Source organism: Croceifilum oryzae (genome assembly GCF_030814315.1).
GTDB lineage: Bacteria > Bacillota > Bacilli > Thermoactinomycetales > Thermoactinomycetaceae > Baia > Baia oryzae.
Map to the genome: position 1 here is coordinate 231,755 of NZ_JAUSUV010000003.1, position 17,535 is coordinate 249,289.

15 protein-coding genes and 1 riboswitch are annotated in these 17,535 nt (G+C 41.0%); of the genes, 7 read left to right on the forward strand and 8 right to left on the reverse strand.

Annotated elements, in window-relative coordinates; all coding sequences use genetic code 11:
• Positions 1-105: 105 nt before the first annotated feature.
• Positions 106-272, reverse strand: a riboswitch (M-box (ykoK) riboswitch).
• Positions 273-477: 205 nt separating this feature from the next.
• On the forward strand, positions 478-1,890 hold the full coding sequence (locus J2Z48_RS04365; RefSeq protein ID WP_307251339.1) for a SpoVR family protein: 1,413 nt from the start codon (positions 478-480) through the stop codon (positions 1,888-1,890).
• Positions 1,891-2,002: 112 nt separating this feature from the next.
• On the opposite strand, the gene J2Z48_RS04370 is transcribed toward J2Z48_RS04365, so the two are convergent.
• Positions 2,003-5,242, reverse strand: coding sequence for a WIAG-tail domain (locus J2Z48_RS04370; RefSeq protein WP_307251340.1), 3,240 nt, complete (start codon positions 5,240-5,242; stop codon positions 2,003-2,005).
• Positions 5,243-5,510: 268 nt separating this feature from the next.
• On the opposite strand from J2Z48_RS04370, the gene J2Z48_RS04375 reads away from it, so the two are divergent.
• Positions 5,511-6,623 carry a C40 family peptidase gene (locus J2Z48_RS04375; RefSeq protein WP_307251341.1) on the forward strand — a complete coding sequence of 371 codons (1,113 nt, stop codon included), beginning with the start codon at positions 5,511-5,513 and terminating at the stop codon, positions 6,621-6,623.
• A 91-nt stretch (positions 6,624-6,714) separates the two neighbouring features.
• Here the strand turns inward: J2Z48_RS04375 and J2Z48_RS04380 are convergent, their stop codons facing one another.
• The 5 genes from J2Z48_RS04380 to J2Z48_RS04400 are packed head-to-tail and all read right to left on the reverse strand — an operon-like array spanning position 6,715 to position 12,469.
• A complete protein-coding gene (locus tag J2Z48_RS04380) occupies positions 6,715-7,188 on the reverse strand; it encodes a GNAT family N-acetyltransferase (protein ID WP_307251342.1) in 474 nt (157 codons plus the stop codon).
• Complete coding sequence (locus J2Z48_RS04385) at positions 7,185-8,507, reverse strand: YheC/YheD family endospore coat-associated protein (protein ID WP_307251343.1); 1,323 nt, start codon at positions 8,505-8,507, stop codon at positions 7,185-7,187. The genes J2Z48_RS04380 and J2Z48_RS04385 overlap by 4 nt, the downstream gene beginning before the upstream one ends.
• A gap of 14 nt (positions 8,508-8,521) precedes the next feature.
• On the reverse strand, positions 8,522-9,883 hold the full coding sequence (locus J2Z48_RS04390; RefSeq protein ID WP_307251344.1) for a YheC/YheD family endospore coat-associated protein: 1,362 nt from the start codon (positions 9,881-9,883) through the stop codon (positions 8,522-8,524).
• A 13-nt stretch (positions 9,884-9,896) separates the two neighbouring features.
• Positions 9,897-11,030, reverse strand: a complete 1,134-nt coding sequence (locus J2Z48_RS04395; RefSeq protein WP_307251345.1) for a YheC/YheD family endospore coat-associated protein — start codon at positions 11,028-11,030, stop codon at positions 9,897-9,899.
• Entirely contained in the window at positions 11,027-12,469 is a 1,443-nt protein-coding gene (locus tag J2Z48_RS04400) for a YheC/YheD family endospore coat-associated protein (protein WP_307251346.1), read from the reverse strand. Before J2Z48_RS04400 ends, J2Z48_RS04395 begins: the two co-directional genes overlap by 4 nt.
• Positions 12,470-12,662: 193 nt before the next feature.
• On the opposite strand from J2Z48_RS04400, the gene J2Z48_RS04405 reads away from it, so the two are divergent.
• Positions 12,663-13,007, forward strand: a complete 345-nt coding sequence (locus J2Z48_RS04405) for a YlbF family regulator (protein ID WP_307251347.1) — start codon at positions 12,663-12,665, stop codon at positions 13,005-13,007.
• Between the two features lie 25 nt (positions 13,008-13,032).
• Positions 13,033-13,725, forward strand: coding sequence for a metal-dependent hydrolase (locus tag J2Z48_RS04410; RefSeq protein ID WP_307251348.1), 693 nt, complete (start codon positions 13,033-13,035; stop codon positions 13,723-13,725).
• Positions 13,726-13,783: 58 nt separating this feature from the next.
• On the opposite strand, the gene J2Z48_RS04415 is transcribed toward J2Z48_RS04410, so the two are convergent.
• Positions 13,784-14,374: a class I SAM-dependent methyltransferase gene (locus tag J2Z48_RS04415; RefSeq protein WP_307251349.1), complete on the reverse strand. Its 591-nt coding sequence runs from the start codon at positions 14,372-14,374 to the stop codon at positions 13,784-13,786.
• A 193-nt stretch (positions 14,375-14,567) separates the two neighbouring features.
• Between J2Z48_RS04415 and J2Z48_RS04420 the strand changes: the two genes are divergently transcribed.
• Together J2Z48_RS04420 and J2Z48_RS04425 are read left to right on the forward strand one after the other, a co-directional pair.
• Positions 14,568-15,341, forward strand: coding sequence for a hypothetical protein (locus J2Z48_RS04420; RefSeq protein WP_503128542.1), 774 nt, complete (start codon positions 14,568-14,570; stop codon positions 15,339-15,341).
• A gap of 98 nt (positions 15,342-15,439) precedes the next feature.
• Positions 15,440-15,724, forward strand: coding sequence for a hypothetical protein (locus tag J2Z48_RS04425; RefSeq protein WP_307251351.1), 285 nt, complete (start codon positions 15,440-15,442; stop codon positions 15,722-15,724).
• A 108-nt stretch (positions 15,725-15,832) separates the two neighbouring features.
• Here the strand turns inward: J2Z48_RS04425 and J2Z48_RS04430 are convergent, their stop codons facing one another.
• On the reverse strand, positions 15,833-16,423 hold the full coding sequence (locus J2Z48_RS04430) for a class I SAM-dependent methyltransferase (protein ID WP_307251352.1): 591 nt from the start codon (positions 16,421-16,423) through the stop codon (positions 15,833-15,835).
• A gap of 239 nt (positions 16,424-16,662) precedes the next feature.
• Between J2Z48_RS04430 and J2Z48_RS04435 the strand changes: the two genes are divergently transcribed.
• Entirely contained in the window at positions 16,663-17,454 is a 792-nt protein-coding gene (locus tag J2Z48_RS04435) for a hypothetical protein (protein WP_307251353.1), read from the forward strand.
• Positions 17,455-17,535 lie beyond the last annotated feature (81 nt).

Consider the following 17,535-nt stretch of genomic DNA (forward strand, 5'->3'; position numbering starts at 1 on the left):
TAGAATAAAAAAAACTCTCAATCCATTTGATGAGGGTTTTCAAGAGAGATGGGGCCTTCTAAAAATGCTACGAAAAATAGCAAATAGCAAATAGACCTAATCCCTAGTTGTCCCCCTCATTTGAGCTTTGGCACTATACGGCATAGGTCTGATGACCAGCTACGTTAAGAAAGACCTTCTCTCCGATCTTTCCTGTTGACCCATTGGCGTCTCTCGACATTGCTGGGCAGTAGCGTCTCTCCGTATAGGAGCCTCACCTAATAGAGACAAAATATAAAATTGTCTATACGACACGGAAATTATACTCCTCGTCTTTTTTGATGTCAATGATAACTTTTTGGTAAGAAAGAGATCGGCGCCGTATGTCAAGAATGTTATATTTTTGTTATAATATTTAGAAAGATGATGTTGTGTGCTGATAGGATCGATGGACCTGATATGCGGTATAAAACCTACATGGAAAGGGATCGATTGCTTATGACTCATGAAAAACAAGCTCTTGAAAAGGCAATTGCTGAGATAACGGAAATCGCTGAAGGGTTTGGACTTGATTTCTTTCCGATGAGATATGAGATTTGTCCGGCAGATATTATTTATACATTTGGAGCGTATGGGATGCCAACGCGTTTTTCCCACTGGAGCTTCGGTAAGATGTATCACAAGATGAAGACACAGTATGACTTTAATCTAAGTAAGATCTATGAATTGGTGATTAATACAAATCCCTGCTATGCCTTCTTATTAAAAGGAAACAGCTTGCTTCAAAATAAGCTGATTGTAGCGCATGTCCTCGCGCATAGTGACTTTTTTAAGAATAACGTTCGCTTTGGCAATACATCCAGAGACATGATGGAACGGATGTCTGCTAGCTCCGATCGAATTCGTGAATACGAGTTGCGATATGGCAAAGAGGAAGTGGAGACTTTTATCGATCATGTCTTAGCGATTCAAGAGCATATCGACCCCACGTTGTGGAAATCGTCACGAAAGCCAGCCCCGCCTAAAGCAAATCTACCAACGAGTAAGACGACTCCCTATGACGATCTATGGAATCTAGACTCTCCTAAGCTACCAGCTAAACCTTCCACAAATGAACCAGCGAAAAAAACATTTCCCGAGCATCCACAAAAAGATCTTTTATTATTCCTGATGAACCATAGCCCAGACCTGTCTGAGTGGCAGCAAGATATCCTAACGATTATGAGAGAAGAGATGTTGTACTTCTGGCCACAGATAGAAACGAAAATTATGAATGAAGGATGGGCATCCTACTGGCATATTCGGATTATGCGAGAGCTGGACCTAAGTGAAGCAGAGACGATTGAATTCGCGAAGTTGAATGCTTCTGTAATCCAACCTTCTTCTACTTCGCTGAATCCATACTACTTAGGACTGAAGATGTTTGAAGAGATTGAGCAGAGATGGGATCATCCGACGAAAGAAGAACAGGATTTATATAGAAGAGTTCCGGGGCGTGGACGTAAGAAAATTTTTGAAGTCAGGGAACTAGATTCGGATCTTTCTTTTATACGAAACTATCTAACGAAGAAATTAGTAGAGGACTTGGATTTATATGTATATGAAAAGAAGGGAAATGAATGGATCGTTACGGATACCGCATGGGAAAATGTGCGTGAACAGCTAGTAGCGAGCCGGATTAATGGAGGGAGTCCCGTTATTTTAGTGAAGGACGGGGATTACCAAAGTAGTGGAGAGCTATTACTCGCCCATCAATTTGAGGGAGTAGAATTAGATGTAAAGTATCTAGAAAAAACATTGCCGCATGTCTATGTTCTTTGGGGGAAGGCTGTTCATATGGAGACGATTGTAGAGAAGCGGAATGTGATTTTTAGTTTTAATGGGAAAAAAGTGATTCGGCGATATGTGTAAATAAGTAAGGGTCGTGTAGGGTTATACTCTACACGGCCTTATTTGTATTGACGAGAGAAATGACCAAAGCGGTTTCGACTTTCGAAACCGCTTTGGTCATAAAATGATGGAGCTAATCCCACTTAGGTTTGGTTGAACTATCTTCTTTATTAGATGAAGGAATTTCTGATGTCACGATTTCATCAGAGGAATCTACTTCCTGAGAGATAAGAGATTCTTCATTATTAGATGAAGAGATTTCCGCTGTTACGATTTCATCCGATGAATCCGTTTCTTGGGAGATAAGAGATTCTTCATTATTAGATGAAGAGATTTTTGCTGTCATGATTTCATCCGATGAATCTGGACTATCCTCTTTTGGAGATGAAGTCTCTGTATAAGAAGAAATTTCCACCACTTCTTTAAATAAGTCCTCGGTAACGGTCTGGGCAGATACGTGAGTAGGAACAGTAGCGATCCATGAGATGTATCCTGAGATAAATGTAGAGGTTTTTGGTCCTACATGTTGCACTCTGATTGTGAATTTGTCTGAGCTTTTGTGATCCAAACTTGCAAAACAAGATGGCTGATTGGTCATAGCTACAACGATATAATCATCTGTTGCCGAAAATGGAACGTGAATTTGGATGTTCTTTTGATTTTTATCCAGTGTAAAGGGACAGATTCCTGAGAATACGGAAGGCTCAAGTTGTTCTTTTAATTGTGGCGAGAGGTGGCTATGTTGAATGGCTCCTGGTTGAACGTGATTTTCATTGATAGAGAAGTCTTTGAGATGTAAGGACTCGATAGCATGAGGTGCGATTTTTTCGGTCACGATCGAATAGTTTGCGATATGTGAGGATTGAATGGAGTCTGGTTGGACGTGTCTAGATGAGATGCTTCTGTTCGCAAGAGAATCCTCTGTGATCGATTTTTCGGCTAGATGCGAAGATTGAATGGAGTTATGGGCGATATGGCTATTGGTAATCGCTCCACTTTGAATATGACGGGTGCTGATGGAATCAGGAGCAACGAGTTTCTCTGTGATGGCCTCTTTCTTCATATGTTTGGTGTCGATAGAATCAGGGGCAACCAATTTATCTGTGATCGTCTCTTCTTGCATGTGCTCCGTGTGGATCGCATAAGGAGCGATCAGTTTCTCTGTGATGGACTCTACTTGAATATGACTAGTAGAGATGGAATCAGGGGCAATGAGTTTCTCTGTGATCGCTCCCTCTTGAATATGATCTGTGCGGATCGATTCTGGGAAAATCAAGTCTTCTGTGATCGATTCCAGCTGAATGTGATGGGTGCTGATAGAGTCAGGGGCAATCAGATCTTCTGTAATAGCCTCTTTTTGCAAGTGATCTGTGCTCACGGAGTCAGGCGCGATTAGCTCTTCTGTAATAGCCTCTTTTTGTATGTGGTCTGTGCCGATGGAGTCAGAAGCAATGAGTTTCTCTGTGATGGCTTCTTCTTGAATATGTTCCGTGTGGATCGAATCAGGAGCGATGAGTTTTTCGGTGATGGCTTCTTTTTGTATGTGGTTTGTGCCGATGGAGTCAGGCGCGATTAGCTTCTCTGTGATGGCTTTTTCTTTTATGTGGTCTGTGCCGATGGAGTCAGGCGCGATTATCTTCTCTGTGATGGCTCTTTTTTTAATGTGATCTGTGCCAATGGAATCAGGAGCGATGAGCTCTTCGGTAATGGAGCTTTCTTGCATGTGTTTGGTGCTAACGGTGTGAGGAGCGATGTGATCTTCACAGATGGCTGCATGCTGGATATGATCTGGTTGAATGGCTTTGAGTGCGATTGCTTTTGCGGTAACTGCCGATTCATGGATATGTGTAGATTGAATGGATGAAGGAATGATATGTTCTCCGTGGATTGATTTATCAACGATTTTTTCTCCATTGATCGCTTTATCGGCAATTTTCTCTGTTGTGACGGATAAATTGATTAGCTTGGAAGTGGAGACTGATTCAGGAGATAGTTTGGATGCGGTAATCGAAAGGTCTATTAATTTGGCTCCGGAAATGGATTGATTGCGGATATGTTGTTCCATGATGGATTGTGGTTGTATATGATTTTTTCCGATAATCTCAGATGTGAGATGCTCTTCGTGGATGATGTTAGGTGCGAGGTGGTAATCTTGAATACATTTGTCTTGAATCATACTTTCATCAATCGCTTCTGGAGCGATCAAATCATGGGTAATGGCTTGATTTGCAATATGTGGAGTGTGAATAGCTTGATAGGAGAGATGACGTGTTTGAATGCTGTGATCCACGAGATGCTCTGGTTGAATGGATAGATCTGCGATTTTTTCTGCTGTGACAGCTTGATTTTGTAGATGCTGCTCTTGAATGAGTTGATGGGTTAAGTGATGGGTAGAGATGGAATGATCTGATATTTTATTTCCAGTGATGGCTCCCTCTTGGATGTGTGTATTGTGAACAGCATTGGATTGAATTTTTTCAGCAGATACAGAGGAATTGGCCAGTTTGGCATGATTGACAGCTTGATTGGTTAGATGAACGGTTGAAATCGAGCCGTTTTTAATTTGTTCTGCGGAAATAGCTTGTTCTGAAATATGTTCTCCCTCGATATGACCCGGTGCAATATGTTGTGCGAGGATGGCATACTCTTGGATCTTGGACGAGTCAATGGAGCGATCTGCTAATAAGTTTGATTGAATGGAGCGTGGTTGTACATGTTTGGTGGTAATGGTTTCTTTTTTGATATGGGCTCCTGTAATCAGTTCTTCTGCTAAATGCTCTTGGCGAATGGAGTTAGGAGCAATTTTGGACGATGTAACAGCTTCAGAGGCGATTTTAAATTCGTCGACTACTTCGTTGATGAGATGCTCTCGGTGGATGGATCCTCTTCTGATTTTAGATGCGTTTACTGCTTGATTGGCGATTTTTTCCGTTGTGATAATCCCGTCGGTTAGATCGTTTGTGTATAAGTAAGGTTCTTTAGAGCTATGGATTTGAATCTGATCTTTTATAGATAGTCTGGTGGTGCCTGGAGGGGATGGAATGATCTTGGACTTGCGGGCATGAATTTGTGTAGATAATTCTTCTGAATAAGGTTGACCAGTCGAAAGAGATAACTCTTGTGATAGGTCGTAGTCGCTGAGGTCTGATGAATTTTCCTCGTAGGAAGGTTCATCATGTGTTGGGGTAAGTTTTCTTTCTTTGAGTGGCCGCCATTCAGAAGGCTTTTGATTTGATAAATCTAAGGTGACTAATCCCTGATCTTCCGATGATGGTGAATGGTAGGGTTCAATGATGGGCTCATTTCCGTCAAAGGGAATATTTGGGAAAAGGGTACGCTTGACAGAACCCGGTTTACGCTTGCGATTCTTCATTAGACAAGACTCCTTTCCATCCATAAAAACACTTATGTTTCTAGGTATATTCACTTGTGCCCAGATTCGTCACAAATGTATCAAAAAGAACTAAAAAAAAGAGGTTTATTTCTGTGGAAAAGAGGTTTATTTCTTTACATATTTATTGATTTTACTTATTGTGGTAAATTTTACATCTAAAACAAGGTTTAATTTATGTTACGATGGTATCACTTCGGAGGGGACAACCTTACCGAAGAATAAAATTTTATATCCTGAGGAGGATTTGATGCTTAACGTAAAAGCTTTCAAGAAAGTTGCTGTTACTGCTACTGCTGTCTCTGCTTTAGGTTTAGCTACACTGTTCCCAACCCACACAACGAGTGCTCTCGCGAGTACAGGCTCGGATGCCAAAAAAGGTACATCCGTAACGAGTGGACAATCTACAGTGACTGTCGCTGACAAGATTATTGCTACCGGGGAAAAATACCTGGGGACTCCTTACAAATATGGAGCACCATCTGGCCAGACGAAAGTATTTGATTGTTCAACGTTTACACAGTACGTGTTTGGACAATACGGGATTAAACTTCCAAGAACTTCTGCAAGTCAATACGCTTCGGTAGGAACTCCTGTTTCGAAGTCAAACTTGCAAGTGGGAGACCTTCTATTCTTCTCATCGAGTAAGTCTGGTAAGGGTAAAGTAGGTCACGTTGGAATCTATGCAGGTAACAACAGAATTCTTCACACATATGGTCAGGGCGGAGTTCGTTATGATAGTCTAAGCACCAAATGGTTGGCAGCCTCTTATATCGGTGCAAAGCGTGTTCTTAAGAGTAACACATCTACAAATAACGATACAGATAAACCATCAACTGATGACAGTAAGCCATCAACTGGCGGTAACACAGGTTCAACTGATGACAACAAGCCATCAACTGGCAGTAACACAGGTTCAACAGATACAAACAAGCCATCAACTGGTGGTAACACAGGTTCAACAAATAACGAATCTTCACAAGGATCTCAACTTGCAGATAAAATTATTGCAACAGGTAACAAGTACTTAGGGACTCCTTATCAATTTGGAGCAAAATCAGGTCAAACAAAAACCTTTGACTGCTCTTCGTTCCAACAATACATCTTTGGTCAAAATGGGATTAAGCTTCTACGTAGTTCTCGTCAACAAGCTACCCAAGGAACTTCTGTATCAAAAGACGAACTTCGTAAAGGTGACTTGATCTTCTTTAGAACAAAGTCTTCAAATGGTCAAATTGCACACGTAGCAATGTATGCTGGAGATGGCAAAATCCTTCATACTTATGGTCCAGGTGGAGTGCGTTACGACAAACTAAGCAACTGGATGAGCACATTCGTGTCCGCAAAGAGAATGATTAAGTAGTAATGAGCTAATGCTATAAAAAGGTTGGCACAGTAAAACCATTTATCCGACTGATCCGATTGGATTTAGGATAAATGGTTTTCTTTTTTGTTTAACCGATTGGTTCCGATTGTACGACTTCCTCTTTTACAAAGTTTCCCCCGCCTAGCCATAAAGTTGGCTTTCCTGTAGGACCTTTCATGAGATGAAATGCTTTTAATCCGCATGAAAAGCACAGCTTTAAGCTAGGGATATTATCACATGCGACTCGTGTATAAACCTTTCCTAACTGCTGTAATGCTTGATTAAGTAATGTTTCTCCAACCCCATGTTTTCGAAACTCCGGATGTACGACAATCATTGCTTCTTTTCGTCCATAATCCCCCATAATCATCGCACCCGCTATTTTGTTTTCTTTCCATGTAATGGCGACCCAGTTTCCATCTTTGACTTCGTTTAGGGGTAATTGCCTAAACCATCTAATTCCTTTTGCTGTGATTCGGCCATCACTATATTTTTTTAAAAAAGCGATGAGAGGATCTTTAGCGCGCCCTACTTCCTCAGATGAAAGTGTTTTTGTTCTCATACTTTTATCTCCTGATTCTTTTTAGCCTTTTCACTTAGATAGAGGCTATATTGAATGAGTCTACGTAGAGATTTCTCACGAATATTGGGTTCATCAAATTTCATCGGTTTCGCATTTGCTTCGAAAAACCACGGACGACCGTTGCTTTCAAGTCCGATATCCATTGACATCTCACCTAGAGGATATCCTTGTTTCTTTTCAATGGTTTTGGCAATCGTGATCCCGATTCTTTCTAATTTATCGCGAAGTTTTTTGGCTTCTTGATCGCCAAATATGGATGTAAACACTTTGGAGGCACTTTCAATTCGCCCGCCCATCGGAACATGTGTCGTGATGGCTTTTTCTCCTGCTACCCGAATTCCAACTCCCGTAAGTCCCCATTCTCCGTTTATGTTTTTTTGGAATAGCATCCGAACATCAAATGGACAATTTCTATAATGAGCGAGCGGGATGTATTGTTGGGCGATGTAGGCACGACGTTGTAGGAATGGGGTAATCACACGCCATACGTCGGATATAGTCCCTAAGTTGTAACGTTTTTTCTCTCGTAAAGTTTGGATGATACATTCATATCCAGCTGGTTTCCTCGTCACTTTCATCATCCCGATGCCAGCTTTGCCTTCAATGGGCTTTAGCATAATGGAATCGTGGGAGCTTAGGAGAGATCTTAAGACGGATTCTTGATCGATTTGCATCGTGACAGGAAGATATTTGGCACAGTTTTCATCTGAGGAGAGCTGTTTGTGTAGGGTCCATTTGTCGAAGTAATGAGGATTGAAAATAGGAGTGGATGAATGTTTAATCTTCTTTAAAACAGCTTGAACACTCATTTGTTTTTCTGCTTTTCGACTCGGAATGCGGTTGTAGATCACATTGGGTCTTGGAAGGATGGCCGGAATCCATTTAATTTTCTTGGACCTACTGTCGAGTAGATACCCTTTTACGACATCATCTGATTGGGAGAGGTATTTGGGTGTTGTTACATAGACCGTGACACCCATTTTTTTTCCCATTTTGATAATATCGCGAAAATTATAGTGGTTACCAGAAAATGGATGTCGATTATCAGAGCTGAGGATTGCAATAAACGGGCCAGCTAATATTTTTCCGTTTTCCTTTTTACGTAATCGAGTCGGAACAACCTGATGTAAGTTATGAGGTGGAGTCAGATTAATCGGGAGATCTACTTCTGATTTTCCATCAAGCGAGATCGGGAGTGTTTTTCGGTTTTGCAGGGAGCGATGAAAGGAAGGGTGAGGAAAAAATGTATGAGGCTTTCCGTTGGCGAGGGAAAGCCAGCCAGTTGGTAAATGATCCATCTATTATCCTCTCCTTAAATAAATTCTGCTAACTTCAGACTATATTCGGTGATACAACGTGCTGATTTTCGACCGGCATCTTTGAGGCTTGGATGGAGGAAAATGTGTCTTCCGGGTTTGGAATTGGATTCAAACATCCATATTTTTCGATTTTGATCAATTCCCATATCCAACCCTAATTCTCCGAGTGGCTCTTGAAGTTGTTTTTCGAGTGATTCGGCAATCGTGATAGAGGCTTTTTCTAATTGACTTTTGATTCGCTGTGAGTCTTCGCCAAAGGTGACACGGAATAGATCTTCAGTAGGGACAACGGTGCCGCCTGTGCGCATGTGAGTCGTAACACTCCCACTCCCGGCCGCTTTGGCCCCTATGGCCACGACCTTCCATTTACCGGTATAGTCTTTATGCAGATGAACTCTAAAATCGACCGGATTATCTTTTATTTTAATAAGATGGATCCCTTGCTGAGCGAGATAGCCTTGAAAGCGTCCTCCTCTTCCAAAGAAATGGGTAATTAATTTGGAGAGGGATGAGAAACGATGGACGAAACTTTTTTTCCCTTGATTAAAACGGCAATTGTATCCTTTTTGTGGATGGCGTGTCACCTTAAATATTCCTAGACCTAAGCTCCCTCTAGCTGGTTTTAGATATACCATAGAGTGTTGATCCATCATTCGTTGTAGCGTAGATAAAGAAGGGGCTAAGACCGTTTCGGGAATGTATGGATTGGCTTTGGAGTTAGTACTCAGATGTTGGTGAATGGTCCATTTATTGAAGAAACCTTGATTAAAAATGGGGATTTGAGCCACATTTCGTAGTCGACTCACGGTCGACCCTATAGAGTATAAGGTTTCTGCTTTGCGATTTGGAGAGCGTTCATGAATGACGTCTGGGAAAGGGAAGGTCTTCTTGCTCCAGCTACTATTCTGATAATGCCATCCTTGTATCACTTTTTTCTGCCAATCAATCATGTCTGGAGTGAATACATACATACAAGGATATAGAGCGGAGCCAGCTGATGTAAAGTAGCTGAAGAGTCTAGACCGTGATCCAAAAGGTTTACTCGCATCACCCGTAAATCCCGTGGTAAGAATCCCGATTACAGGGCCGATCCGGAGACGACGATCTTGATAGGTAACCAGAAGTTTCCCGCTATAAGAAAGAGCGAGGCTCTGAGCAAGCGAGCGGGAAACATGGATTCTGCCATCTGACGATTTATTGATAATCACCCGTGTTTCAACGTTTTTTTTCCCAAATCCAACTTTGATGGTTTGACCTTTCGAGATTCGAAAGTGTTCCATTAAGCTACGGGAAAGTGCGATGGTAGGTGATTGTAAATGAGAAGCAATCGATACTTGGCAAATGATCGGATTCATAAAAACCCTCCTACTAGTTCACTAAAAGAGATTGTGCATACTGCATAGGTAGCTGAATAGAACGTTTTCGTATTTCGTGTTCACCTGTGCGCAAAAAGATCATGCGTCCAGGCTTAGAATTGATCTCTAGAATCCAAACCTTCCCATTACGATCGATTCCAACATCAAGTCCAAGCTCAAGGAGGGTACCATGATTTTCTTCGATAAAGTTTGGAACCACAGATGCTAGTTTTTGGATATCCTCGTTGATTTTTTCAACTTGTTCGGATGTGAAATGCTGCTTGATAAAGGGGAGGAGTCTGTGAGCATTTCCACCACCATGTAGATTAGAAGTGATGCTATTTGGCTTTCCAGCTCGGATGGCCATGCCTGTGGTCTCCCATTCCTGCTCTTTATTTTTCTGGATGAGGATTCGTAAGTCGAATGGCTGACCGTCCGGAGTGGAAAGGCTCAAATATGGCTGAATGACGAAGCGGGTCGTGCCGATGTATTGTTGAATCCAGTTGCGTAATTGTGTTTTGGTCTCCACGATGGTCTGGAAAGATTGATTCTTTCGATCGCGACCTTTTATATAAAACCCTTTTCTTTTTATGAGTTGGAAGACAGCTACGACTCCGACTCCATGACTTCCGCCATTTGGCTTGATCACAATATGGGTATAGCGATCTAAGAAATCAAATACTTGAGCCGTAGATTGATAAGTTACGGTTTCAGGAAGGTAAGGCATGATTTCTTTATTCGCTCGAAGGATGGAGTAGGTTTGGATTTTGCCGCTGAGCGGACGTCCTAAAATTTTGATAGAAGGGTCTTGGTTTAGGAGAGCGAGATAGGGTCTATAGGTGAGATAGTGATTGCTTGTATTGTAAAAACAGCGGTCATAGATTAGATTCGGTATGGGTCTGGTTACCATTTCCCATGAATCTTTTTCGGCGGTTGGGATATAACCTGTAGCCGTTCGCCGCTGCCAATTCATCATTTTCGGATTAAATACGAAGATATTAATTCCTAATGGTTTTCCAGCTTCAGCTAGGAGTCGAAAAAAGCCACTTTCGCCAAATGGGCGCTTTTTCTCGTTTTTTCCTCCACATATTAGTATGCCTAGAACATGTTGGTTAGCAGTTGATTTGCGTAGTATAGGATCCTTCATCTCGGTTTCCTCCTTTTTGGTATAGATTGTAAATAGCCTTGGTGTGGAGGATGGGAGTGCCTGTTACGGGTGTGTTCGCTAGTAAGGTGAATGGTGTACTCCATAAGACGGACCACAGAAGGCCTAGCAGATAATGTTGGATTGTGAACGGTGTCGTCGGTTTTGGATGGCTTAGAATTTATCTCGATTAACCAAAGGCGTCCATTTTGATCTAATGCAAGGTCGATTCCTAGTTCGGCAAAGTGTCCGTCTACTTGATGTTCAAATGAGGTGGCAATGGATTTTGCGACATTTCGAATTTGAGCACTCGTTAGTTTGTTACGTAGATCACCTAGTTCAGATAAAATATCCTTGACCCGGCGAAGAGTTCCCCCTTTTGCTACGTTGGAGACGATTTGCTGATCACCCGCTATTCTGGCTATAGAGGAGGTAACAGCCCATTCGCCTGTTTTGTTTTTTTGTACGAGGATTCGGAAGTCAAGAGCCCGATTCTGAAAGCGTACCAGTTGCAGACCTTGTTGAATGAGATAGGCGCGCTTTTTAACCTTGTTTCTCAAGATATGGTTTAGTTCGGTAAAGGTTTGGGCTGTATGACTGGTAGTGGTGCCGTTTTGTACAGAGGATTGAGCAATCCACTTATCGTCTTTTCGAATGACGCGAATAATTCCATCACCGAGACTTCCGTTTGTCGGTTTTAGATACAGGCTGGGATATTTTTTTGTCATACTTTTAAGCGTTTCTGTGCTTAGATAATACGTTTCAGGAAGCATTTCGGCGGCTTCTTCATCTTGGATTAATAGCTGATGGACTTGCATTTTATTTAGGAACCGATCATTAAAAAATGGGATAGAGCAAGAGTCTTTGAGATGTTCAACCATTCTTTGTACAGATGCCGTTCTTTCGATGCGTCTAGAGGTGATTCGATTATAGATCACATCGGGTAAGGGAAGTAAAACACGTTTCCATTTGCCCTGGTCTTTCACATAGCCTTGGATACTCCGACTCTCTAGATGAATGAGATCAGGCGAGATGACGGCAATCCGTAACCCATGGTTGTCAGCTGCTTGCACGCATTCATCGAGGAATTTGGTGATCTCTCCAAATGGAGCATCTGTCCCCTCCTTGGGATGTGAATTAATTAAGATGCCAAGGAGCGGTCCGAGCTTTAATCGTCTTGTTATGTTATCAAAATAGGCGGAAATGGTGGTTTCGTTTTCAATTCGTAAATGTGTAGCAAGTTTAGAGCTGATTCGTAAGACGGGGTTATTACTTTGCCGAATCGATGCGTATCCCGTTTCTGTTGCTGAGCCGAATGAAATCCTAAAGGGGGAACCTTGGATTCCTAATTTTTCAGCAAGCGTCTGGCATAGTACCATGTTTATATGAGCGGGAAAGTGGCGTTCATGTAGAACCTGGATTTGGATTTTTGCTTGCCCCATGACAATCCCCTTCCGCCAGAAAAATCACTACTGCAATCTATGTGGGCAAGTATAAGAGGGTGCGGAAAAAGGGCTTGACCAACCGTATGACTAGGCGATTTTTCGTTACGAGATAATTAATAGCACTTCTATCTCTAGCCAGAAGATGATAAACTAATATGGAAGTATTTTGAAAATGAAAGGGATGATCATAATGGAGAATCCATACGATTTTGCATATGGAATGGTTAATGCCATAAGAGAATCAGATGTGTACCTAGAGTTGAAAAAGCTAAAAAGCGAGCTGGAGACCAATGAAAGCTATAAAGAGATGTTGAAAGGCTATCATCAATTACATATCACGATGCAGAAGATTCGCATGCAAGGAATCGAGCCAACGGACGAGTTTAAAGAGGGAGCAGAGAAAATTACTCTAGCTATTCAAGAAGTTCCTGTTATTATGCAATATTTGCAAGCAGAAGAAAGATTTGGTGCTACGATGAAGGATCTCCAGACGATTATGCTAGCGCCTGTTCAAGAGATTATGGATTTTTCTTAAGGTAAGCTTCAGGGAGAGTGGAACATTGAAAATTACATTTCACGGTCATGCGGCGGTTGAAATCATACATCAAGGACTCCATTTTTGGATTGATCCGTTTCTTACTGGAAATCCCGCTGCTGCGGCACAGGTAGAGGATCAAAAAGCAGATGTGATTTTACTGACACACGGTCATAACGATCATGTGGGAGATACGATCGCATTGGCAGAGAAGTCCGACGCTTTGGTTATTGCTCCTTATGAACTAGCTCTTTATTTAGAGGGAAAGGGCGTTGCCCGGACTCACGGGATGGGGATCGGCGGTCCATATGATTTTCCATTTGGGAGAGTTATGTATACAAACGCCATCCATGGTAGTAGTTTTGTAGATCCAGAGACCAATCAAATCATCTATGCGGGTCAACCGGGTGGTATTCTAGTTACATTAGGTGACCGAACCATCTATCATGCTGGAGATACCTCTTTATTCTCGGATATGAAACTGATAGGGATTGGGCAAAAAATAGATCTAGCCCTTCTTCCAATCGGAGGAAACTTTACCATGGGGCCACAAGAAGCTCTGCTTGCGGCCGAGTGGATTGGGGCAGAGAAATATGTTCCAATTCACTATAATACGTTTCCACCGATTAAGCAGGATGGGGAAAAGTTTGTGAGAGACTTACAGGAAAAAGGCCTAGAAGGGGTTGTCCTAGAGCCTCATGAATCTCTCCATTTATAGAGATCGCAAAAACGGTAGACCATGTCTTCAAAAGGACATGATCTACCGTTTTTTTATGTTAAGCATCCTCAAATGTCAAATTATATAAACCTGCAATTTCTTCAATTAATTCTTTATTCCTAGATAGGACTCCCAATCCAGCTGAATGTGAGAAGTAGCAACGATATAGATTAGATTCATCATAAACTCTCTTTACATCGGGATAAGAGACTACATCATGCATAATCATAACTCCATTTTCTTGTAGATGAGGTAGCCAATGATGGAAGTCTTTTTTAGCACTCTCATATATATGAAAGCCGTCTATATGAAGGATATCAATAGATTGTGTCCATGTCTGAGCGACTTCGGTAAAATCGCCCTGTATAACTTGAATATTATCGATACCATATTTTTCTTCTAAAATACTTTTCGTTCCCACCACAAAATCGTACGTGTTCTTAAACCCTGCATGTTCATCCCCTTGAAAATGATCTACACCATAGACAGTACCAATCTTAGGCGTAGCTAGAGAGAACATAGAATATCCCAAGTCAACACCTAAGTCTACAGTCACATTGGGTTGCAATCTCTGTACGAGCCACATTGCAAATTGCTCATGCCCTCTCCAAGCTGTCTGGATATGCTGAACTTCAATTGGAATATCCAAATCTATCATCGCCTCTCTATGGGATCAGAATTCTAAATATAGTATGTATACGAAAAGGGATTGTAACAACGGATGTCTATAAAAATCAAAAAATAGAAAAATAGACCTACGCAGAGTGTACACACCTTATAGAATGAAATTCATAGATTATAGAGTAAGGAAAATAAAGCAGGGAAGGTGACGGAACTTGGCTGTGCGGCTATCTGATAGGTTGGTAGAGTTTCCTGGCCATGCAAACGTTTGCTTTATTCATGCATGTGCCATTCACAACTGGGCAGAGATACTGGACGGACAGCTTAAACGGTTATGTTCATCTGGTTTGTATCAAAAGTTAGATGCTGTTTTCGTAAATATCGTTACCAATCAGATGGATACTCATCATATTGAAGAAAAGCTAGCATGGATGGGAATCGAACAATATGATGATACTCTTCAATTTATTATTAAGCCGGACATGCATGATTTTGAAAGATCGACACTAGCGTGGTTACAGCAATATAGTACTGTAAATCCCCAAAATGTACGGATTCTCTATTTCCATGTAAAAGGTTTGAGATATTTCGGGGGTCCAGAACAACCGAACGTGGCAGATTGGAGAAATGTTTTGGAAACCGTCGTAATCGATCATCATACTTTGTGCATGGAATGTCTAGGAAAAGCAGATGCTTGCGGTCTTCAATTTTGTATAGCGATGAGTCCGCATTTTTCAGGGAACTTTTGGTGGGCGAATAGTCAGTACATTAAACGTTTGCCTGCTGATGTTAGCCAAGCATATCCACCCAGTCTCTATCATTCTTCGGAAATGTGGATTTTGAGTAGTACGCAAGTCAAGTTTTGCAATATATATAACACGGGTTGGTATATAGAACATTATTATCACCCATTCCCGAATGAGCGAATTCCTACTCAGTTTAATCCGAGTTTTTATGATAGAAATGGACCTAGTATCGTACAGGTACATCCGTAATTTACTTGAGAGATGGTTAAATGCCATCTCTCTTTTTTATGTCATGATCTAGAAGCTTGGACATATAGTGTAGAGGAGAAGGAAGAGGGGGATTTCATGTGACGATGCGTTGGGTTGGAATCAAAATATCGGTTACTTTGGCACTGTGCATGGTCTTTATAACCAATATGTCCAAACAGACATCTGAGCTGAAACAGTTATGTTTCTTGGGATTGTGGGGCGCCCTAGCTCTGTTGATCTTGTTAGCATATAAGCAAGAATGGCAAAGATCTAGCCAGAGAAGGAAGATCCAAAAGGAATACAGACAACGGTTAGAATGGATGCATACAGAACAGGAGTATTATCAGGAACAGAAAAGAATGCAAAGATCTTATTATATGTGATAGACGTTAATCGATTCAGTCATAAAAAAGCACCCCCATTGTTAGATTGTATTTCGTATCTAACAATGGGGGTGCGGTTTATTTACATGGGTGTAACATTTTTATCTATTAAGCATTTTCAAAGGTTAAACCAAATAGCTTTACAATTTCTTCTATTATTTCTTTATTTCTAGACAAGACTCCCAGCCCAGCTGAATGAGGAAAGTAGCAACGATACATAGTAGATTCATCATAGACTTGTTTTACGGATGGAAATGAGACTACATCGTGCATCAACATAACTCCATTTTCTTGTAGGTGAGGAAGCCAATGAAGAAAATCTGCTTTAGCGCTATCATACGTATGAAATCCGTCTAAGTGAAGTATATCGATTGGCTGGGTCCATGTCTTCGAGACTTCTATGAAATCTCCTTTTATGATTTGAATATTATCTATGCCGTATTTATTCTTTAAAACATCTTTAGTTGCCATTACGGAATCGTAGGTGTTTCGAAAACCTGCATGTGGATCTCCTGCAAAATGATCAATACCATAGACCGTACCAATGTTCGGAATGGCTAGAGAGAACGTGGAAAATCCAGAATCAACACCTAAATCTACCGTAACATTTGGTTGTAGTCTTTGTACGAGCCATATAGCAAATGGTTCATGTCCTCTCCACGCTGTTGGGATATGATGTAATTCAATGGGGATATTCAACTATCTCAACTCCCTTTCTAAAGTGGTGATAGAGAACAATGAATACTCTTTATATTAATTCATTTTAGTGCTTGCCCGTTACAATAGTTGTCTATAAAAGATAGAAAATATAAAAAGATAGAGTATGAGACTACGCATGGAGCAAGGATGCCTTAGTTGTCTAAATCTATCACACTATGAGACTAGCGATCATATTTATAGAGAGTAAGAAAATAAAATAAAACAAAAAGGTGATGGAATTGTCTATAAGACTATCTGATAGATTAGTAGACTTTCCTACACACTCCATTGTTTGTTTTATGCATGCATGGGCAGTAAACAATTGGATTGATATAGTGGACAGTCAGCTTAAACGGCTATGTTCATCTGGTTTATATCAAAAGTTAGATGCGATTTTCTTAAATATCGTTACAGATCAGATTGATGATACGAGTCGTATTGAGGAAGACCTACAACGGTTAGGAATCGATCAATACGATGATACCCTTCAATATGTCATTAAACCTGACGCACATGAATGGGAAAAATCAACTCTATTGTGGTTGCATGAATATAGTACTGTAAATAAACAGAACGTCCGAGTGTTATATTTGCATACAAAGGGTGTACGACACTTTGGTCAAGCAACTGAATCGAATGTGGCAGATTGGAGAAATATGTTGGAAACTCTCTTAATCGATCATCATTCTTTAGCCCTTGAATGCCTAGAGAAAGTAGATGTTAGTAGTCTTCAATATACACCTGGAGCAGTAGCTTTTGCAGGGAATTTTTGGTGGGCGCATAGCCGTTATCTAAAAGAATTAACTACTGATATTCCTTCTGTATATCCACCGATACCATATTTAGCTCAAGAATTGTGGATTTTGAGCAAATACGAGGCTACATTTTGTAATTTATTTCATTCTGGTTTGGATGTAGGAGCAGCCTCTCATTATTTCAACGCATTTCCTAGTGAGCGAATTCCGACCCATTTTACACCGGCTTTTTTTAAGAAAATAGGGAGCCAACTTGAACTTCTGGACATCCCGTAAGAAGGTGTAGGACCTTTTATAACGATAGGCGCTAATCGATCTGATTAGCGTTTTTTATGGAAAATGCCCACAAGTTAACAT